At 69.1% G+C, this 18,907-nt stretch carries 18 protein-coding genes; 9 read left to right on the top strand and 9 right to left on the bottom strand.

Features of this window, described 5'->3' with window-relative positions; all coding sequences use genetic code 11:
• The first annotated feature begins 9 nt into the window (after positions 1-9).
• Both ACIQCS_RS02805 and ACIQCS_RS02800 read left to right on the top strand, forming a co-directional pair.
• Positions 10-1,146 (top strand): hypothetical protein, encoded by a 1,137-nt coding sequence (locus tag ACIQCS_RS02805; RefSeq protein ID WP_345850927.1) that lies wholly within the window; start codon positions 10-12, stop codon positions 1,144-1,146.
• A gap of 46 nt (positions 1,147-1,192) precedes the next feature.
• Positions 1,193-2,776, top strand: a complete 1,584-nt coding sequence (locus ACIQCS_RS02800) for a methyl-accepting chemotaxis protein (protein ID WP_401529999.1) — start codon at positions 1,193-1,195, stop codon at positions 2,774-2,776.
• Between the two features lie 138 nt (positions 2,777-2,914).
• On the opposite strand, the gene ACIQCS_RS02795 is transcribed toward ACIQCS_RS02800, so the two are convergent.
• From ACIQCS_RS02795 to ACIQCS_RS02785, 3 genes are read right to left on the bottom strand one after another with little or no spacing between them, the layout of a single operon-like run.
• Positions 2,915-4,195: an MFS transporter gene (locus tag ACIQCS_RS02795; RefSeq protein WP_345850923.1), complete on the bottom strand. Its 1,281-nt coding sequence runs from the start codon at positions 4,193-4,195 to the stop codon at positions 2,915-2,917.
• Positions 4,192-4,641 (bottom strand): MarR family winged helix-turn-helix transcriptional regulator, encoded by a 450-nt coding sequence (locus ACIQCS_RS02790; protein ID WP_401529996.1) that lies wholly within the window; start codon positions 4,639-4,641, stop codon positions 4,192-4,194. The genes ACIQCS_RS02795 and ACIQCS_RS02790 overlap by 4 nt, the downstream gene beginning before the upstream one ends.
• Positions 4,642-4,681: 40 nt before the next feature.
• Positions 4,682-4,834, bottom strand: a complete 153-nt coding sequence (locus tag ACIQCS_RS02785; RefSeq protein WP_345850920.1) for a hypothetical protein — start codon at positions 4,832-4,834, stop codon at positions 4,682-4,684.
• A gap of 245 nt (positions 4,835-5,079) precedes the next feature.
• Between ACIQCS_RS02785 and ACIQCS_RS02780 the strand changes: the two genes are divergently transcribed.
• Positions 5,080-5,742: a glutathione S-transferase family protein gene (locus tag ACIQCS_RS02780; protein WP_280278244.1), complete on the top strand. Its 663-nt coding sequence runs from the start codon at positions 5,080-5,082 to the stop codon at positions 5,740-5,742.
• On the opposite strand, the gene ACIQCS_RS02775 is transcribed toward ACIQCS_RS02780, so the two are convergent.
• Positions 5,739-6,185, bottom strand: coding sequence for a cupin domain-containing protein (locus tag ACIQCS_RS02775; protein ID WP_280278242.1), 447 nt, complete (start codon positions 6,183-6,185; stop codon positions 5,739-5,741). The two genes, ACIQCS_RS02780 and ACIQCS_RS02775, sit on opposite strands and share 4 nt — an antisense overlap.
• Positions 6,186-6,199: 14 nt before the next feature.
• On the opposite strand from ACIQCS_RS02775, the gene dapE reads away from it, so the two are divergent.
• Positions 6,200-7,330: a succinyl-diaminopimelate desuccinylase gene (dapE, locus tag ACIQCS_RS02770; RefSeq protein WP_345850919.1), complete on the top strand. Its 1,131-nt coding sequence runs from the start codon at positions 6,200-6,202 to the stop codon at positions 7,328-7,330.
• 35 nt (positions 7,331-7,365) lie between these two features.
• Here the strand turns inward: dapE and ACIQCS_RS02765 are convergent, their stop codons facing one another.
• The 4 genes from ACIQCS_RS02765 to ACIQCS_RS02750 form a co-directional block, all read right to left on the bottom strand.
• Positions 7,366-9,042 carry an EAL domain-containing protein gene (locus ACIQCS_RS02765; protein WP_345850918.1) on the bottom strand — a complete coding sequence of 559 codons (1,677 nt, stop codon included), beginning with the start codon at positions 9,040-9,042 and terminating at the stop codon, positions 7,366-7,368.
• An 81-nt stretch (positions 9,043-9,123) separates the two neighbouring features.
• Complete coding sequence (locus tag ACIQCS_RS02760; RefSeq protein ID WP_345850917.1) at positions 9,124-9,687, bottom strand: Smr/MutS family protein; 564 nt, start codon at positions 9,685-9,687, stop codon at positions 9,124-9,126.
• Entirely contained in the window at positions 9,684-11,006 is a 1,323-nt protein-coding gene (locus ACIQCS_RS02755) for a murein transglycosylase A (RefSeq protein WP_345850916.1), read from the bottom strand. Before ACIQCS_RS02755 ends, ACIQCS_RS02760 begins: the two co-directional genes overlap by 4 nt.
• Positions 11,007-11,015: 9 nt before the next feature.
• Positions 11,016-11,660: a Tim44/TimA family putative adaptor protein gene (locus ACIQCS_RS02750; RefSeq protein WP_345850915.1), complete on the bottom strand. Its 645-nt coding sequence runs from the start codon at positions 11,658-11,660 to the stop codon at positions 11,016-11,018.
• Positions 11,661-11,835: 175 nt separating this feature from the next.
• Between ACIQCS_RS02750 and secB the strand changes: the two genes are divergently transcribed.
• The 5 genes from secB to ACIQCS_RS02725 all read left to right on the top strand — a co-directional run bounded on the left by secB (position 11,836) and on the right by ACIQCS_RS02725 (position 16,986).
• Positions 11,836-12,348, top strand: a complete 513-nt coding sequence (gene secB / locus ACIQCS_RS02745; protein WP_345850914.1) for a protein-export chaperone SecB — start codon at positions 11,836-11,838, stop codon at positions 12,346-12,348.
• Positions 12,349-12,501: 153 nt separating this feature from the next.
• Positions 12,502-14,061, top strand: a complete 1,560-nt coding sequence (gene murJ / locus ACIQCS_RS02740) for a murein biosynthesis integral membrane protein MurJ (protein ID WP_345850913.1) — start codon at positions 12,502-12,504, stop codon at positions 14,059-14,061.
• A 410-nt stretch (positions 14,062-14,471) separates the two neighbouring features.
• Positions 14,472-15,476: a tryptophan--tRNA ligase gene (gene trpS / locus ACIQCS_RS02735; RefSeq protein WP_345850911.1), complete on the top strand. Its 1,005-nt coding sequence runs from the start codon at positions 14,472-14,474 to the stop codon at positions 15,474-15,476.
• A 113-nt stretch (positions 15,477-15,589) separates the two neighbouring features.
• A complete protein-coding gene (locus ACIQCS_RS02730) occupies positions 15,590-16,633 on the top strand; it encodes a CAP domain-containing protein (protein WP_345850910.1) in 1,044 nt (347 codons plus the stop codon).
• Positions 16,634-16,725: 92 nt separating this feature from the next.
• Complete coding sequence (locus tag ACIQCS_RS02725; RefSeq protein ID WP_280278228.1) at positions 16,726-16,986, top strand: hypothetical protein; 261 nt, start codon at positions 16,726-16,728, stop codon at positions 16,984-16,986.
• Between the two features lie 194 nt (positions 16,987-17,180).
• Here the strand turns inward: ACIQCS_RS02725 and dnaA are convergent, their stop codons facing one another.
• Entirely contained in the window at positions 17,181-18,545 is a 1,365-nt protein-coding gene (gene dnaA, locus ACIQCS_RS02720; RefSeq protein ID WP_345850908.1) for a chromosomal replication initiator protein DnaA, read from the bottom strand.
• Positions 18,546-18,907 lie beyond the last annotated feature (362 nt).

Raw genomic sequence — 18,907 nt, 5'->3', positions numbered from 1 at the left:
AGGGACGCGATGACCGAAGGCAGGATGCAGGCAGGCGCACGGCTCGGCGGGCTCGACCTGTTCCGCGGGCTGACGGTGGCCTTCATGATCATCGTCAACACGCCGGGCAGCTGGGCGCATGTCTGGTGGCCGCTCGATCATGCCGAGTGGCACGGCTTCACCCCTACCGACCTCGTCTTCCCCGCCTTTCTCTGCGCGATGGGCGTGGCGCTGGGCCTGTCCTTCCCCCGCCGGGTCGATGCCCGGCTCTGGGGCCGCGTCGTCCGGCGCGCGCTGCTGCTGATCCTCATCGGCTGGGCGTGGCAGATGCTCGCGCGCCCCGGGCTGGCGGACTTCCGGGTGTTCGGCGTCCTCCCCCGCCTCGGCCTCTGCTACGGCCTTGCCGCCGCGCTGGCGATCCTTACCGCCCGGACGGGCGCCGACGGGCGCGCACGCCTCAGCGCCCCGGCGCTGGGCATCGCCAGCATCGTGCTGCTGCTCGGCTATTGGGCGCTGCTGGCCTTCGTGCCCGTCCCCGGGCACGGCGCGGGGGATCTCAGCCCGGCGGGCAACCTCGCCGGCTATGTCGACCGGATCGCGGTCACCACGCATCACATGTACCGGCTCGGCACCGATGCGGCGGGCAATATCGTCTATGATCCCGAGGGCCTGCTCTCCACCCTCCCCGCGCTGGTCAACGTCCTGCTCGGCGCGCTCGCCGCGCTGCTCTGGCAGGCGGCGCCCGCGCGCGCGGTGCCGCGCCTCCTGCTCGCCGGCATCGCGCTCGCCGCGCTCGGCCTCCTGCTCGCGCCCTGGCTTCCGCTCAACAAGAAGCTGTGGACCAGCAGCTTCGCGCTGCTCACCTCGGGCCTGTCGGCGATGCTGTTCGTCGGCTGCATCCTCGCCGCGCGCAGCGAGACGGTCCGCAAGGCGCTATGGCCGCTCGACGTGCTGGGGATGAACGCGATCCTCGGCTATCTCCTCTCGCTGCTGCTCTCGCTCGCCGCGATGCGCTCAGGCTTCCAGGCCTGGGCGTGGAAGGGCCTCGCCGCGCTCCTCCCCGGCAATCTCCTTCTCGCCTCCTTCCTCTTCGCGCTGGCGGCGCTGCTGCTCGTGCTGGCGCTGCTGATCCCGCTCCACCGCCGGGGCATCCATCTGCGCCTGTAAACACCATGGTAACCATGTTCGGCTAGTCGCTGGCCGGATGGGAGAGGTGAGCGGACACGCCCTCAGGCGGGCGATCTGGGACAGATGGGCGGCCCTCCCGCCGCCGCTGATGCGCGCGCACGCCATCGCCATCCAGCGCGGCTATCCGCTCTCCTATGCCGCCAGCGTCTTCGTCAGCATCGCGCTGGCCCTGATGATCCACGCCGGCAGCTTCTGGACCTGGCACATCGCCGCGCTGGCGCTGCACCTGGCGATCGGCACCGCGGTCCTCGTTCGCTGGCGCGACGGCAAGCGGCGCGACTGGCGAGTGGACAATCCCGCCGGAACCCTGCGCGCCATGGTGATCGAGGCCGCCGCTTCCTCGCTCGGCTGGTTCCTGTTCCTCCTGACGATCGGCCTGGGCGCGACCGACCAGGAGCTGATCGTCACCACCACCGCCCTTGCCGGCGTCGTCGCGATCGGCGCGCTGCGCTACGCCCCGCTGCCGCCCGCCAGCCTGGCATGGCTCGGCATCGCCGTGGCGATCTGCGCGCTCTACGCCGTCTTCGCCAACATCCCGGCCGGCGTGTTCGTGTTCCTCGCCGTCTTCGTCGCCCTGCTCGCCCGCACCGTGATGGGCCAGGCCGCCCTGGTCGGCGAGCAGTTCGCCCAGGGCGAGGCGCTGGCCCGCGCCGCCGGCGAGCGCGACCTGCTGCGCGCCGCCGCCCAGCGCGACGAGCTGCAACAGGTGGCCCATGCCGCCGAAGCGCGCCACCGCGCCCAGCTCGATGCCGAACGGGATCGCCGCGCCGAGATCGCCCGCATCGCCGACCGGTTCGAGCGCCAGTTCGTCGCCGCGATCAGCGAGCTCGCGGCCGCCGCCGAGCAGACCCGCGCCTCCGCCGGCAGCCTGGTCGGCACCGCCGCCGCCACGCGCGACGAGATCCGCGGCGTCGCCGATCGCGCCGTGCGCGCGGACACCGGCGCCGCCACCCTGCTCGAGGAATCGGCCAATCTCGGGCGCTCGCTCACCGCCGTCGAAGCCAGCCTCGATGCCCAGAGCGAGACCACCGCGCATCTCTACGGCCTGTCCCGCTCGGCCGATGCCCGCTTCGCCACGCTGGTGGAGCACAGCGCCAGCGTCGGCAGCATCGCCGACATGATCGCCGGGATCGCGGCACGGACCAACCTGCTCGCGCTCAACGCCAGCATCGAGGCCGCCCGTGCCGGCGAGGCCGGCCGCGGCTTCGCGATCGTCGCGCAGGAAGTGAAGAGCCTCGCCGCCCAGACGGCCCATGCCACCGGCGACATCCGCGCCCAGCTCACCCGGATGACCGGCGCGGTCCATGCCACCACCACCATCGTCGGCGAGATGCGCGACGGCTTCGACCGGATCGGCGAGGTCGGCGGCGCGGTGGGCCAGGCGATGCGGCACCAGGGCGAGGTAATCCGCTCGATCCAGGCCTATGCCGGCACCGCCGCGGCACTCACCGCCGATCTCCAGGCCGGCGCGGCGGGGGCCGAGAATGCCACCGACGAGGCGGCCCGCACCACCGCCGAGATGGATGCCGCCACCGACGAGCTGGTCAACCAGGCCCGCCGCCTGCTCGGCGAAATGCGCAGCTTCCTCGAGACGCTGCGGGCGGCCTAGGTTGAGAACCCAGACAAGTATCTGATCTTTCACCGTCACCCCGGCCTTGCGCCGGGGTCCCGCTATCTCGCCAGCGCAGGAAGAAGCGGGACCCCGGCGCAAGGCCGGGGTGACGAAGGAAGAATATGAATCCTCAACCTAGGCCAGCGCCGGCAGCCGCTCCTTTTCCGCCCGCGCCGCGAGGATCGCCACCGCCGCGACCAGCCCGAAGGCACCCGCCACCAGGAAGGCCGGCGTATAGGTCCCCGTCCAGGCGCGCACCGCACCCGCGCCGAACGCCGCGGTCGCCGCGCCGATCTGATGCCCCACCATCACCCAGCCGAACACGATCGGCGCATCGCGTTCGCCGAAATGGACATTGGCGAGCTTCACCGTGGGCGGCACGGTCGCGATCCAGTCGAGCCCGTAGAAGATCGCGAACAGGAGCAGGCTGGAGGCGCTGAAGTCGAGGAACGGCAGCGCCAGCAGCGAAAGCCCGCGCAACCCGTAATAGACGAACAGCAGCTTGCGGGGATCGTAGCGATCGGTCAGCCAGCCCGATGCCGTGGTGCCGATCAGGTCGAACAGCCCCATCAGGCTGAGCAACCCCGCCGCCTGCACCGGCGCGATGCCGTGATCGCCGCAAAAGGCGATCAGATGGGTGCCGACCAGCCCGTTGGTGGTGAGGCCGCAGACGAAGAAGGTCCCGAACAGCAGCCAGAAGGTCATGCTCTTCGAAGCGCGGAACAGCGCGGTGAAGGCCAGTGCCGGCGTCGCCGCCTGCTTGAGTGGCGGCGGCGGCGTGCTCGCCTCGGTCTCGCCGAAACGGCGCACGCCCAGCTGCTGCGGATGCTCGGGCACGAACAGCAGCACCAGCGGGATCACCGCGGCGCTGGCGATCGACACGGCCAGCGCCACCGGCCGCCACGCCCCGCCCTCGGCCAGCCAGGCGAGCATCGGCAGGAAGACGAGCGCGCCGGTCGCCGTGCTCGCGGTCAGCATGCCCATCACCAGGCCCTGGCGCGTCGCGAACCAGCGATTGACCACTGCCGCGCCCAGCACCGAGGCGACCGCGCCGCTGCCCACGCCCGAGAACACGCCCCAGCTCAGCACATATTGCCAGGGCTCGGACATCCACAGGCTCGCAAAGGTCGCCGCGGACATCAGCACCAGCCCGGCCAGCATCGTCCGCCGGATCCCCACCGTCAGCATCAGCGCGGCGGCGAATGGGCCGACCAGCCCATAGAGGAAGATGCCGATCGCCGCGGCGGCGGAGATGGTCGCGCGGTCCCAGCCGAAATGCTGCTCGAGCGGCAGCATCATCACGCCCGGCGCGGAACGCAGCCCGGCCGAGACCAGCAGCGCAACGAAAGTGATCGCCGCGACGATGCCGGCATAGCCGCGCGCGCCCACCGGCAGGCGGGAAAGCAGCGCGATCATGCCCGGCCTCCCGCACGCTCGAGGCTTTGGGTGAAACCTTCGATCCCGGCCTTGAGCTCCTGCCACAGCGCCGGGCCGGCCTCTGCCTCCACGCGCCGCTGCATCGCCGCCCAGTCGGGCTCGGCGGCGTGGAGCGCCTCCCTGCCCGCCGCGCTCAGCGATGCGCGCTTGCTGCGCCCGGCCCCGGCGGTCACGCTCACCCAGCCACGCTTCTCGATCGGCGCAAGCGCGCGGTAGAGCGAGCTGCGGTCCATCTCGAGCTGTTCCGCCAGCCGGCTCAGCGCCAGCGGCTCGCCCCGCGCGACATGCCGCAGGATCGCGAATTGCGCCGTGGTCATCCCGTGCCCGGCCAGCGCCGAATCATAGAGGCGGCCGGTAATGCGCGCGGCCTTGCGCAGCATCGTGCAGGCGCAGACGGAGGGGAGCGAATCATCATGCATATGCATCATGCGTATACATGATGCATATGCATGGTCCAGCCTCGGCTTACCGGAGGTGCATCCCGATCGGGGCATGGAGATCGGCGGGCGCCATGAGGTCGAAACCGTCGGGCAGGCACTCGGTGACCGTCATGGGCAGGATCCGGCCGACCTTCTCCGCGACCATCACCGCGAGCGCGATCCAACCCGATCTCAGCATGCCCTCCCCTTTTCGGCCAGCTTGGCGTGTCGTTCCATATTGGCAACCACGCGTCAACCCTCAGTCAAGCCATTGTATAAACGTGATATTTTAGCGCTTTCCTACATATGGCACCGCCGCATATGTTCCCTATATGTTCTACTCCACCTCCCTCTCGCCCCCATGCGCACCCGCAGGGAGGGTCAAGGGATTCAACATTTCGTGGCGGTTGCCAGCCCCCCTGCCCCGCCGCTATCCCGGGATTCATGAAGCTCTATATCGGCAACAAGGCCTATTCCTCCTGGTCGCTGCGCGGCTGGCTCGCCTGCAGGCAATCGGGCCTTCCCTTCGAGGAAGTGGTCGTGCCGCTGTACGACGAGGCATGGGAGAAGCGGCGCGAAGGCGACGAGTTCGCGCCTTCCTCGGGCAAGGTCCCGATCCTGTGGGACGGCGATGCCGTGGTGTGGGACAGCCTGGCGATCATCGAATATCTCAACGACAAGACCGGCAATACCGGCTTCTGGCCCCAGGATCCGGCGGCGCGCGCCATGGCCCGCTCGATGGCGGCCGAGATGCATTCCAGCTTCGCCGCCCTGCGCCGCAAGCACAGCATGAACGTGCGCAAGGTCTATCCGCCCAAGGCGCCCGATGCCGATGTGCTGGAGGATATCGGCCGGATCATGGAGCTCTGGGCCCAGGCCCGTGCCCGCTATGGCGGCGAGGGGCAGTTCCTGTTCGGCGCGTTCGGCGCGGTGGACATCATGTTCGCGCCGGTGGTGACGCGGCTCGTCACCTATTCGCTGCCCGTGGCACGCTTTGCGCCCGCCTATATGAACGCCGTGCTCCAGCATCCCTTCATGCAGGACTGGATCGCCGCGGCCCAGGAAGAGGATTGGGTGATCCAGCAGTTCGAGATGGATCCGGCCTAGAACCCGCTGCCGTCCTTCCGGCGGAACCCCTGCCCGGCCGGCAGATGCATGTCGATGTCGGGATAATGGCAGTCGCTCGCGGCGGGCCTGCCCACCGCGATGTAGACGCAGGGCGTATCGCCGCGGTTCTGGAGGACGTGTCCGTTGCCGTCGCCCTTGGGAAAGGCGGCGATGTCGCCCGGCCGCATCGGCGTCTCGCCGCTATCGTCGACCAGCACCGCCTCGCCCGCCAGCATCACCACGAACTCGTCCTCGCCGGCATGCCAGTGCCGCTGGGCGGACCAGGCCCCCGGCTCGAGCGTCACATGGCTGAAGCCGAAGTCGGTGATCCCGCTCGCCGGGGCGAGCCGGCGATACCAGCGCCCCTGCACCGGCCCGGCGAATTCGGGCGGATAGCCGGTCGCGTTGGTCTGCGGGATTGTATCGAGATCGAGCTTGGGCAATGCCACCTCCACCAATGCCGGAGACCATCTTGCCCGATCCCGTAGAACTCACCAAGGCGCTGATCGCCGCCGAGAGCATCACCCCGGCGCGCGGCGCCGTGTTCGACGTGCTGGAAGCGGCGCTGCTGCCGCTCGGCTTCAGGGTCGAGCGCTTCGTCGAGGGCGAGGCGCCCGAGGGGCCGGTCGAGAACCTGCTCGCGGTGCGGGGCGGCGCCGGCCGCCATTTCGCCTTTGCCGGCCATCTCGACGTGGTGCCGCCCGGCCAGGGCTGGGCAAGCGACGCCTTCACGCCCGAGATCCGGGGCGAGCTTCTCTACGGTCGCGGCGCCGTCGACATGAAGGGCGCCATCGCCGCCTTCGTCGCCGCGGCGGCGCGCGTGCCCGAGGGGATGGTCAGCCTGATCATCACCGGCGACGAGGAAGGCCCTGCCACCTATGGCACGCCTCGCCTCATCGAGCGGATGGCCGAGCGCGGCCTGATGCCGGACCTGTGCCTGGTCGGCGAGCCCACGTCGCAGCACCGCCTGGGCGACATGATCAAGATCGGCCGGCGCGGCTCGACGGTGATCGACATCGCGATCCCCGGCAGGCAGGGCCATGTCGCCTATCCTCACCTGGCCGACAACCCGGTCCCCCGGCTCGTCCGCGCCCTGGCCGAGATCGACGCCATCGAGCTGGACCAGGGCAATGCCTGGTTCCAGCCTTCGAACATCGAGATCATCGACATGGCCGTGGGCAATCCGGCGACCAACGTCATCCCCGGCCATGCCGGGGCGCGGATCAGCATCCGCTTCAACGACCGGCAGCACGGCCCGGACCTGATTGCCCGGATCGAGGAGATCGTGCAGCGCCATGCTCCGGCGGGGATCGTCAGGGGCCGCGTCTATGGCGAGGCGTTCCTCACCGAGCCCGGCGCGCTTTCGGCGCTGGTCGCCGGGGCGATCCAGGCGCGGCTGGGAGTGGTGCCGGAACTTTCGACCACCGGCGGCACCTCGGACGCGCGCTTCCTCTCGAAACTGTGTCCGGTGGTGGAGTTCGGCCTGCTCAACGCCACGATGCACAAGCTCGACGAGGCAGTGGCGCTGGCCGACCTGGCCGCGCTGACGGACGTCTATGAGGAGGTGCTGCGGCGGGTGATGCGATAAGTTCTCCCCGAGCAAGCTGGGGGAGGAACCAGCGCTTACCCCGCAACTCGCTGCGGCGCGATGCCCCGCGCCCATTCGAGGAAGGCGCTCTCTTCCATCGGGGTCGCCACGGCATAGCCCTGGAGCACGTCGCAGCCGATGACGCGCAGCACGGTGGCCTGGTCCTCGCTCTCGATCCCCTCGGCCACGGCTTCGCAGCCCAGGCCGTGGATCAGCCCGATCACCGCCTGGGCGATGATGCGCGCCTCGGCGCTCTCGGCGACCTGCTCGATCAGGCTGCGGTCGAGCTTGATGCGGTCGATGGGCAGCTTGCGGAGCCGGGCGATGTTCGAATAGCCGGTGCCGAAATCGTCGATGGCGATGGTGGCGCCGTCGGCCCGCAGCGTGGCGATCGCATCGAGCACTTCGCTCGAGCAGTGCATCGCCAGCGTCTCGGTGATCTCGAGCTCGAGCAGGCTGGCCGGGGCCCTGGCCGCCAGCATCGCCTCGCGCAGCTTGCGGAAGAAGCTGGCATGGTCGAGCTGGCGCGGGCTGATATTGACCGCGAGCCGCTGCTGGATGCCCAGCCGCCCCCAGCGCGAGATCGTCTCGGCGACGCTTTCCACCACCCATTCGCCGATCTCGACGATGAGGCCGGTCTCCTCGGCGCGCTGGATGAAGGTGCCGGGCATCTTGAGCCCGTCCGGATGGCGCCAGCGCAGCAGCGCCTCGGCGGCGACGATGCGGCCGTCGGCGGCGGAGACCTGGGGCTGGTAGACGAGCGTGAACTGGTCCTTGTCGACCGCTTCGCGCAAGTCGCTCTCCAGTCGGGCCCGCTCGGCGATCTCGGCGGCGAGGATCTCGGTGAAATGCTCGGCGCGGCCGCGGCCCATCGCCTTGGCATGGTACATGGCGGCATCGGCGGCGCGCATCAGGTCGTGCAGCGTGGTGCCGTGCTCGGGGCGCAGCGCGATGCCGATGGAAGCGCCGATCGACACTTCCTGGTCGGCAAGGTCGAACGGCTCGGAAAGGGCGTAGAGGATGCCGCGCCCGATCCGCTCGGCGTCGCGCACATGGCGCAGCGCCGGGAAGAACATGGTGAACTCGTCGCCGGCCAGGCGGCCGATCAGCGGCGGGCGGGCATCGGCCTCGGCGGCGAAGCGGTCCGCCACGGCGCGGAGGCGATTGGCCACCATGCCGAGCAGCGCATCGCCGGTGGCATGGCCCAGCGTGTCGTTGACGTGCTTGAAACGGTCGAGATCGATGAAATAGAGTACCGCGATATTGCCCGGCGCCAGGTCCGCGAGCATGCGCTCGGCGGTGCGGCGGAAATTGGTGCGGTTGGGCAGCGACGTCACCGGATCGAACATCGCCAGCCGCTGGACGCTCTCGAGATTGGCGTGGAGCTGGCGGAACAGCCCGTCCATCGCCCGCGCCAGCGTCGGCACCGATACGTGCACCTGAGGCGGGATGCCGCTCTGCAGATCGCCATTGGCGGCGCCCTGGAGACGGGCGATCGCGGCGTCGATGGCCTCGGCGGTGGAGGCGATGCTGCGCTCGGCCGATGCCCAGCACATCACGCCGCAGACGATGGCGGCGATCAGCGCGCGGCCCGCCGTCTCGACAGTGATCATGCCGGGCGTGGAGGCCGCGGCCAGCGCCAGGATGAACGCCACGGCACCGGCGCACATCGCAAAGGCTATCGCACGGCTCTTGAGCGAAAATCCTTCCACTGCGCTCGCTCTTCCCCCCAGCAACCCGTCGCCGGACCGGCAGATGCCGGCCGCGATCCCCGGACACATCGCAGAGAGAAGTTAAGATTTTTCTCGGGGCCGCCTGAGCACGATGTAGAGCGCACCGGCCCCGCCGTGGCGGGAATGCGCGGTCCTTACGGCAGCGATACGATCGGAATGGCGCGACGCGGCGAGCCAGTCGCCCACCGCCGCGCGGATCGCGCCGCGCGCATGCGGGCGCTCGGATTCCGGCTGGGGCGGCTTGCCGGTGACGAGCAGCAGCACCCGGTCGCTCCGCCCGATCGCCGCCTCCAGCCCGAAATCGAGCCGGTCATAGGCCGAGGCGAGGCTGTGGCCATGCAGGTCGACGGTCGAATCCGGCGCGACCAGCCCGCGCGCGAGGCGCCGGTCCCAGGAGGCGTCGAGCGTGTTGACGGCCTGCCCGCGCGGCGGCGCGGGCGGCGGCGCCGCCACCGCGCGTAGCGGCGGCACCCGTCCCTTGCGCTTGGCCGGCAGGGGCTGGGCCGCGGCCGGTGCGGGCTCCTCGACGGTCACGGCCGCCCGCGCGGCACGCTTCTCGAGCGGCGTCACGCTGGCGATCACGCGTTTCCACAGCGCCGCTTCCTCGGGCGCGAGGCGCCTCACCGCTGGCGTTGCGGGGCCGGCACCGTGGCGATCGGCCCGCCGCCCAGCCGGCTGAGCGTGCCCGCCGGCAGCAGCAGCCAGGCGGTGCCGCGCGCATTCATGCCGCCCGCGATCGCGCGCGCATCGTCGCCCGCGCCCCAGAAGGTGTCGACCCGGTTGGCCCCCTTGATCGCCCCGCCGGTATCCTGCGCGATCCACAGGCCGTTCGCCTCGGCACGGTCCATCGAGAGGAACACCGGCGCGCCGAGCGGGATGAACTTGGGATCGACCGCGGCGCTCACCTGCCCCGTGACCGGCAGCCCGAGCGAGCCATTGGGCCCGGCGCCCTTCAATTCCTGGAAGAACACATAGCTCTTGTTCTCCCACATGATGTCCCGCCCCTCCTCGGGGTGCTCGCGCAGATAGGCGATGATGCCCTGCATCGAGGCGCCGCCGGGCTTGAGCAGCCCACGGTCGCGCATCAGCGCGCCGATGCCGACATATTCGCGGCCGTTCTGGCCGGCGAAGCCGATGCGCATCAGCTGGCCGTCCGGCCCGCGCAGCCGCCCGGATCCCTGGATCTGGAGGAAGAACAGCTCGATCGGATCGGCCGCCCAGGCGATCTCCAGCCCGCGCCCGTCCAGCGCCCCCTGGTCGATCTCCCGGCGGTCATAATAGGGAATGAAGGCCTTGCCGGCGACGCGGCCGCGGATCCGCTTGCCCTTCATCTCGGCGGAGAACTGGCCGAGATCGACGTCGATGATGTCGTCGGGCTTAGCGTAGACCGGCACCTCATAGCCCGGGCGGCGATGGCGCGATCCGGCGATCTCGGGCTCGTAATAGCCGGTCGCCTGCGCCTTGCCGTCGGCGACCTGCACCGTCTCGAACCAGCGCGCGAAGAAGCCGCGCGCATCGCGTGCGTCCCAGGTCTTCGCGGCGTCGCACGAAGGCTGCCAGTCCCGCCCCTGGGTGAGCCCGCTCGCATCGGCGCGGCGCACCAGCGAGGGGCAGCTGAGCCGATAGGCGACCAGCGCGCGCGCCGCCCCGGCGTCGCTCAGCGGCAGCGAATCGAACGCGGGGCCGGCGAGGAGCCCGGCCGAAGCGGCGACGAGCGTGCCGGCCGGCGCGGCCGGCGCCGGAACGGCGGCGAGCGGCGTCGCGGGAATGGGCTGGCGCGCGGCGGGATTGCCGTGCGGCTCCGAGACACGGCCGGTCTCTCGCGGACGCTCCCGCGGCGCTTCGCGCGGCGGCGTATAGCCCGGCTCCACCGAATGCGGCACCACGCCGCCCGAGCAAGCGCCCAGCAGCGCCGCGAGCGCGACTCCCCCCCAGATCCGCATAATGGCCCCTCAGGCTTCGTCGGTCTCGACGAGCTTCCAGTTGGGATCGTCGCTGCGGAGGCTCCGCGCGAACGTCCAGATGTCGTGCGTCTCCACGGCATCGCTCAGCGAGCCGGCGATCACATTGCCATCGGCATCGCGCGTCACCGCCGCGATATCGGCGTCGAAGCGCACGGTGATGCGGGCGGCCTTGCCTTCCACCACCACGTCGGAGATCAGCGCGCGCTCGATCGCGACCAGGCGATTCTCCAGCACATGGCCGGCCGCCTTGCGATCGGCGATCGCCTGGGCGAAGCCGGCGCGGACATCGTCCTCCACCAGCCAGGCCAGCGTATCCTCATCGCCCTTCCAGAAGGCCTCGAGGATCATCTTGTAGGCACTCTTCGCACCGTCGAGGAACTGGGCGACGTCGAAGCTCGGATCGGCGGCGATCACGGCCTTGAGGCCCGCTTCCGCGCCCGTGCCGATCACCCGGGCGCCGGTCTCGCGCACCTCGGGAGTCTGGTCGATGGTGCGGGCCGCGGGCGGCACGGCCACGCGCTCCTCGCTCGGCTTCGGCAACGCCTGCTCATGGCCGGTGCGCTTGCCGAGCACGGCATAGAGTCGGAGCGCCAGGAAACCGGCCACCATTGCGAACAGGATTATCGTGTACACTAAGCCTCCAAACGCTTCGCCGCTAACATAGGCCCAAGCGCCGCCGGTTTCAAATCTCCGGTTCCGCGCGTCGAATCCGGGGGCAATTGAAACGCGTGCGCCCGCCTGCTAGGCGCGCAACCGATCCAACGCGCAAACAGCGTCAAACTATCCGGAAATAAAGAGGTACATCGAAATGGCCGAGAACGACACGATCGCCGAATTCGGCGAGCCCGCTGCCAATGGTGCCGATACCGCCCCGGCCGCCGGCCTGCTGTCGCAATATGTGAAGGATCTCTCGTTCGAGAATCCGAACGCGCCGGCCATCTTCCAGAACCCGACCGCGCCGGCCATCGACGTGCAGTTCAACATCGGCTCGGCCAAGATCGCCGACGAAGTCTATGAGGTCGTCCTCAAGATCGAAGTGCGCGCCACCGCCGAGAGCCAGGCCGCCTTCATCGTCGACCTGTCCTATGCCGGCCTGTTCGGCATCCGCAACGTGCCCGAGGGCGAGGCGCTCGACGGCTTCCTGCTCGGCGAGGCGCCGCGCCTGCTCTTCCCGTTCGCCCGCCGCGTGCTGGCCGATGCGGTGCGCGACGGCGGCTTCCCGCCGCTGATGCTCGAGCCGATCGATTTCGGCGGCATCTACATCCAGCAGCGCGCGATGAACGAATCGGGCCTGACCGGCGACGTGGCGGGCGAAGCCTGATCGGCCAGGCGGGGAGCTGGGTTCGATGTCCCATCATCGTCACCCCCGCGAAAGCGGGGGCCCGGCTCCTGCGCTATCCGCGAATGCCGCGGTGCTTCTCCGCGGCTTCTCGCCGGATCGGGCGGCCGCCGTCGGCAGGGTGACGGAGGCGGCATGAAGCTTGCCCGCAGCCTCGGCTCGGTCGGCGGCCTCACCCTGGCCAGCCGCGTCCTCGCGCTGGTGCGCGATTCGCTGCAGGCCCGCTATGTCGGCGCGAGCTTCGCGTCCGACGCGTTCACCATCGCCTTCCGCCTGCCCAACATGTTCCGCGCCCTGTTTGCCGAGGGCGCGTTCAATTCCGCGTTCATCCCGATGTTCAATCGGAAGGTGGGCGAGACCGGCGAGCTCTCGCAGGGACTCGATTTCGCCGAGCGCGCGCTCTCGGTGCTGTTCCTCGCGCTCGCGGTGATGACCGGAGTGATGCTGGCCGCCGCCTGGCCGCTCACCTGGCTGCTCTCCGGCGGCTTCCACGACGTCGCGCCCGATCGCTTCGCCTTCGCAGTGGAACTGAGCCGGATCACCATTCCCTATCTGATGCTGATCAGCCTGGCCTCGCTGCTGGGGGGCATCCTCAATTCGCTCGACAAATTCTGGGTCAATGCCGCGGCGCCGATCCTGCTCAACGTCGCGATGGTGGTGGCGCTCGCCGTGTTCAACGGCGATCCGTTCGAGACGGCGCGGGCGCAGGCGATCGCGGTGCCGATCGGTGGCGCGCTGCAGCTCGGCTGGCTGGCGCTGGCCTGCCGCCGTTCGGGCGTGTCGCTCAAGCCCCGCCTTCCCCGGCTCGATCCCGAGGTGAAGCGGCTGATGAAGCTGATCCTGCCCGCCGCCGCCGGCGCGGGCGCGTCGCAGATCAACCTGCTGATCTCCAGCGCGCTCGCCGGCGGCCTGCTCGCCGCGGGCTCGCTCTCCTACATCTATTATGCCGACCGGCTGAACCAGCTGCCGCTCGGCATGATCGGCATCGGCCTGGGCACCATCCTGCTTCCCACCATCTCGCGCCTGCTCGGCGCCGGCAGGGACGAGGAGGCGATGGAGACGCAGAATCGCGGCATCGAGCTCGCGCTGTTCCTCACTTTGCCCGCGATGGTCGCGCTGATCGTCGCCGCCGAGCCGATCGTGCGCGGCCTGTTCCAATATGGCCATTTCGGCCCGGAGGCGACGCGCGCCTGCGCGCTGGCGCTCGCGGGCTTCTCCGTCGGCCTGCCCGCCTATGTCCTCGTGAAGGTGCTCACCCCCGGCTATTACGCTCGCCACGACATGAAGACGCCGGTGCGCTACGCGATCGTCTCGGTCGGCGTGAACATTGCGCTGAATCTGGTGCTGATCCCGCTGATCGGCGCCAGCGGCCCGCCGCTCGCCACCGCGATCGCATCGAGCGTCAACACCTTCATGCTCTATCGCACGCTGCATCGGCGCGGCCATTTCACTGCCGACGCGCAGCTCAGGCGCCGCCTGCCCCGCCTGGCGATCGCGGCGGTGATCATGGGCGGGGCGCTGTTCGCGTTCGACCATCTGCTCGATCCCTGGCTCAACGGCCATATGGTCGAGCGTTACGGCGCGCTGGTGGTGCTCGTGGGGGCGGGCTGCATCGTCTATGGCATCGCCTGTTTCGTCACTCGCGCCTTCCTGGTCTCCGACATCAAGGCGCTGGTGCGGCGGCGCCGAACCTAGGGCGAGGCCCCAGGCAAGTATCTGATTTTACGACCCTCCCCGCGCAGGCGGGGATGACGAGATTGGTCGATTGAGTCGCGGCCCCAGGTTGAGGACTCATCTTCTCCTCGCGTCACCCCGGCCTTGAGCCGGGGTCCCGCTGCCTTGCCGACGGAAGAAGTGGGATCCCGGCTCAAGGCCGGGATGACGGTCTAAGGGATAGCGGGGATGCGCTGGCGCGCCGATCGCGGTGGCCGGCAGCGCGGTTCCCGGCGGATGCCGGCCCCTCATCATGGCATTGGACAGCGGCAAACCGGCCCTCTACAGCCCGCTTCCGTCCCTGACATCGCTGTGCGGCCGCGCCCCCGCCGTCTCGGACCCGCGGCCCGTCCAACGGCCGAACGGTCAGCCCGGGCGCGGAGTATCGAATCATGCGCGTCGTTTCCGGCATCCAGACCACCGGCAATCTTCACCTCGGCAACTATCTCGGGGCGATCAAGCAATGGGTGGCGATGCAGGACACCCAAGAGAAGAATGGCGGAGAATGCCTGTTCTTCCTCGCCGACCTCCATGCGCTGACGGGCAACATCTCGCCGCGGGAACTCGCCAACAGCACGATCGAAATGGCCGCGACGCTGATGGCGTCGGGCATCGACGATCGCGCGATCCTGTTCAACCAGGCGCGCGTTCCCGCGCATGCCGAGCTGTGCTGGATCCTGAACGGCACCGCGCGGATGGGCTGGCTCAACCGCATGACTCAGTGGAAGGACAAGGCGGGCAAGAACCGCGAGGGCGCCAGCGTCGGCCTGTTCGCCTATCCGGTGCTCCAGGCGGCGGACGTGCTCGTCTACAAGGCGACGCACGTGCCGGTGGGCGAGGACCAGAAGCAGCATCTCGAGCTCGCCCGCGACATCGCGGCCAAGTTCAACACCGATTTCGAGGTTGAGCTGTTTCCGCTGCCCGAGCCGTTCATCTCCAAGGCGGCCCCGCGGATCATGAGCCTGCGCGACGGCAGCGCGAAGATGTCCAAGTCGGACCCTTCGGACCTGTCGCGCATCAACCTGTCGGACGATGACGACACGATCGCGCAGAAGCTCCGCAAGGCAAAGACCGATCCCGAGCCGCTGCCCGATTCGTTCGACGCCCTGGCCGAGCGGCCCGAGGCGAAGAACCTGGTGACGATCTTCGCCGCGCTGGCGGATCGCGATCCCCAGTCGGTGGTGGCGGAGTTCGCCGGCCAGGGGTTCGGCGCGTTCAAGCCGGCGCTGGCGGACCTCGCCATCGCCGTGCTGGGGCCGGTGCGCGCGCGGCTGAACCAGCTGCTGGCGGACCGCGACGCGGTGGGTGCGCAGCTCGCCAGGGGCGCCGAGCGCGCCAGCAGGCTCGCCGAACCGACGCTCAAGGCGGCGCAGAAGGCGGTCGGGCTGCAGGTCTGACTCCGAATCCTTTGCCAATAACTGCTGACAGCCCTTCCCCGGACGCTATGCTCCAGGGAAGGGCCGGAACCGCACCATGCCCTTGGGGTTCCGCCAGGCGGGAGTGCGTGCAGATGCGTAAACTGGTTACCCTGTGGCTGCTCGGCAGCGCCCTGGCCGCGTGCAGCGGCGGCGGCTCGGGCGGGGATGGCGGCACGGTCGTCACGCCCACGCCGACGCCCCCATCGGGATCGACCCCTACCCCCACCACGCCGGCGCCCACGCCCAGCCCGACGGGCACCGAGCCGGCCACCGGCTCGGATTTCCTGACCTCGGTCGCGCTGCTCTACAGCACTCCGCCCAACATCGCCGCCTGCCAGGCCGGGACGCTCAAGCCCGAGGTCGGCGCGCGGGTGCTGGCGACGCTCAACGACATCCGCGCGCATCACAACCTGCCCGCGGTCACCTATGCGCCGGCCGACGAGCCCGCCTCCCAGCAATCCGCGCTGATGATGGCCGCCAACGGCCAGCTCAGCCACAATCCGCCGGCGAGCTGGAACTGCTACACCAGCGCCGGCGCGACTGCCGCCGGGCAGAGCAACATCTATCTGGGCACGGGCGGCCTGCGCTATTCGCAGGATGCGGACCTGCTGATCGGCTGGCTCACCGACACCAACAATGTGGTGGCGAACAATATCGGCCATCGCCGCTGGCTGCTCTATCCGTTCCTCTCGACCATCTCCTATGGCCGGGTCGCCGGCATCTGGCAGGGCAGCAACCGTGCGGACGGCGCCTCGATCAAGGTGATCAACAGCAGCCAGAACACCGCCGGTCCGCTGCCGGACTATGTCGCCTATCCGTTCCAGGAGTATCCGGCGCGCTATTTCGACACCGCGGCGCTGCTGTCGTTCGGCGTGATCGCCAACAAGAGCTCCAACTTCGGGGCGAACGCCGCGGTCAGCTTCGCCAACGCCACGATCGCCGTGCGCGCCCGGGGCGGCGCCGCGCTCACCGTGTCGAACGTGTCGTGGGACAATGAAGGCTATGGCCTGCCCAACAGCCTGCAATGGAAAGTCGCCGGGCTGGCCGCCAACACCATCTATGACGTGACGATCGGCAACGTCACCGTCAGCGGCGCCACGCGAAGCTACAGCTATTATTTCCGGCTGGTGCCCTGAGCGGCGCGAAACCACCATATCCGATCGAGCTCCGCTGGGCCGCGGCGGCGTTGCGCCCTAGCCTGGGCTTCCCACGCCAAAGGGAGGCACCCATGCGCAAGAAGATCGGTTTCTCGCTCTCGCTCGCCGCCGCGGCCGGATTCCAGGCCGTGCTGGCCCAGCCGCTCCAGGCCCGTCCGGGCGTCGCCGAATGCGACAATCCGCCATCGGTCACCTGCACCAGCTACCGCGCCCGCGGCTTCGCCAATTATGGCGACTGTGTGAGCTATTACAGCGATTATTGTCCCATGCTCGAAAGCGGCAATGGCGGCTGCGTCTATGATCCGCGGATCGGCCAGACCATCTGCTGGTAAAACGCACCGGGCAGGAACTGGGCGGGCATAGCCCGAGGGAAATCGTATCCCGGTTATGTCTAGACAAAAAGGCCGGACCCTTTTCCGGGGCCCGGCCTTTCTGTTGATCAGGGTGGAGGCGTGACCGATCTGCGTTGCCCCGCTCTCAGCTCCTCCACCCCGCCCGCCCCTGAAAGGGGCAGGAATACAGCTCCTTAGCCTTCCAGGGTCCGCATCAGGGTGCGCACCGCAGTATCGATCTCCACGTCCTTGCCACGCAGCTCCTCGATGCGCTTCACCGCATGGATCACGGTCGAATGGTCACGATTGCCGAACTTCCGCCCGATCTCGGGCAGCGAACGCGTGGTCAGGCGCTTGGCAAGATACATCGCGATCTGGCGCGGCCGGGCGATCGCGACGGCGCGGCGCTCGGAGATCAGGTCGATCTGCTTCACCTCGAAATGCGCCGAGACCGCGCGCTGGATCTCGTCGATCGTGATGCGGCGCTGGGCCGAACGCAGCACTTCGCCGAGCACATTGGTGGCGAAGTCGATCGTGATCACCTCGCCGTTCAGCTGCGCATAGGCGACGAGACGATTGAGCGCGCCCTCGAGCTCGCGGACATTGGTGGTGATCCGCGCGGCCAGCAGGTCCATCACTTCGTGCGGCATCGTCACCGCGGGCATGTCCTGCAGCTTGCGGCCGACGATCGCGCGGCGCAGCTCCAGCTCCGCCGGCTTGATGTCCGCCACCAGGCCCGAGGCCAGGCGGCCGGCCAGCCGCGGCTCGAAGCCTTCCAGCGCCTGCGGCGCGCGATCGGCAGCGATCACCAGCCGCTTGCCCGAGGACATGAACTCGTTGACGGTGTGGAAGAATTCCTGCTGCGTGGCGTCCTTGCCACCGATGAACTGCAGATCGTCGATCATCAGCAGGTCGACCGAGCGCAGCCGCGCCTTGAAGGCGTGCGTATCCTTGTTGCGGAGCGCCTGGACGAACTCGAACATGAAGCGCTCGGCGGTCACATAGATCGCGGTCGCTTCCGGGTTTGCGGCCAGGAAGGCATGGCCGATCGCGTGCATCAGGTGCGTCTTGCCCTGGCCCGTGCCGGCATGGAGGTAGAGCGGGCTGAATCGCGGCGCACCCGGCTCGGCCATTGCCTTGGCCGCATTGCACGCCACGCGATTCGTCGCGTCGATCACGAAGCGATCGAAAGTGAAGCGCACATCGAACTGCGGGCGCTCGGCCGGCGAGGCCGTCGCCGCCGCGACCGGGGCCGAATCGGCGGCGGCCGGCGCGGACGCTGTGCTCAGGACGCGCTTCGGCTCCTCCGCCAGCGTCTCGATCGACACGCTCCGCACCGCCGGGATCTGGCCGCGGAATTCGAGCAGCAGCCGCTCGGCATAGTGATTCTTCACCCACTGGGTCATGAACGCCGAGGGCAGGCCCAGACGCACGATCTCGGCATTGCTGCCTTCGATCAGGACGACCGGCTTGAGCCACTGGTCGAACAGGCGCTGTCCCGCCGAGCGACGCAGGTTCGCGCGCACATGCGACCAAGCCTTGGCAACCGCAGCTTCCATCCCGTCCCGTTCCAAGGCCTGAACCTGAGTCACCGTGACGTACCCCTCCTTCGCGGGAAGCAGCCGCTTCCCGTGCGCTAATTCGCTCCGACATGAGGCCCTTCGACACCGGACATCCCCGGTCCCTGTGCGACGGGCTTCGCAAAATGCCCTGGCGAGAACTCGCCTGGGAGGTCTGTTTTAGGAACCCCTGTCTGAGTCGATCAAGGGGGTCGGGTGTAAAGATACTGAAATAGTTTTGTTGACTCGCCGTAACTCGCGGAAAACCGTGGGGGCAACCTTACAAACTACTGAAAAGCTTGGCTTCTGCGAATTATTGCAAACCAAAGACACTGCGACTCGCGCGAATCTCAGGGTTCCAT

This window comes from Sphingomonas sp. NPDC092440 (genome assembly GCF_044754985.1).
Taxonomy (GTDB): domain Bacteria; phylum Pseudomonadota; class Alphaproteobacteria; order Sphingomonadales; family Sphingomonadaceae; genus Sphingomonas.
Note: the sequence above shows the minus strand (reverse complement) of the source record. Positions and strands in the feature narration are given on the sequence as shown.

Coding starts and splice junctions, on each gene's coding strand:
- murJ (WP_345850913.1), top strand. CDS start 12,502: ATGAAGCTTGCCCGCAGCCTCGGCTCGGTCGGCGGCCTCACCCTGGCC.
- ACIQCS_RS02785 (WP_345850920.1), bottom strand. CDS start 4,834: ATGCTGAGATCGGGTTGGATCGCGCTCGCGGTGATGGTCGCGGAGAAG.
- dnaA (WP_345850908.1), bottom strand. CDS start 18,545: ATGGAAGCTGCGGTTGCCAAGGCTTGGTCGCATGTGCGCGCGAACCTG.
- ACIQCS_RS02790 (WP_401529996.1), bottom strand. CDS start 4,641: ATGCATATGCATGATGATTCGCTCCCCTCCGTCTGCGCCTGCACGATG.
- trpS (WP_345850911.1), top strand. CDS start 14,472: ATGCGCGTCGTTTCCGGCATCCAGACCACCGGCAATCTTCACCTCGGC.
- ACIQCS_RS02795 (WP_345850923.1), bottom strand. CDS start 4,195: ATGATCGCGCTGCTTTCCCGCCTGCCGGTGGGCGCGCGCGGCTATGCC.
- dapE (WP_345850919.1), top strand. CDS start 6,200: ATGCCGGAGACCATCTTGCCCGATCCCGTAGAACTCACCAAGGCGCTG.
- ACIQCS_RS02805 (WP_345850927.1), top strand. CDS start 10: ATGACCGAAGGCAGGATGCAGGCAGGCGCACGGCTCGGCGGGCTCGAC.
- ACIQCS_RS02725 (WP_280278228.1), top strand. CDS start 16,726: ATGCGCAAGAAGATCGGTTTCTCGCTCTCGCTCGCCGCCGCGGCCGGA.
- ACIQCS_RS02730 (WP_345850910.1), top strand. CDS start 15,590: ATGCGTAAACTGGTTACCCTGTGGCTGCTCGGCAGCGCCCTGGCCGCG.
- ACIQCS_RS02780 (WP_280278244.1), top strand. CDS start 5,080: ATGAAGCTCTATATCGGCAACAAGGCCTATTCCTCCTGGTCGCTGCGC.
- ACIQCS_RS02755 (WP_345850916.1), bottom strand. CDS start 11,006: ATGCGGATCTGGGGGGGAGTCGCGCTCGCGGCGCTGCTGGGCGCTTGC.
- secB (WP_345850914.1), top strand. CDS start 11,836: ATGGCCGAGAACGACACGATCGCCGAATTCGGCGAGCCCGCTGCCAAT.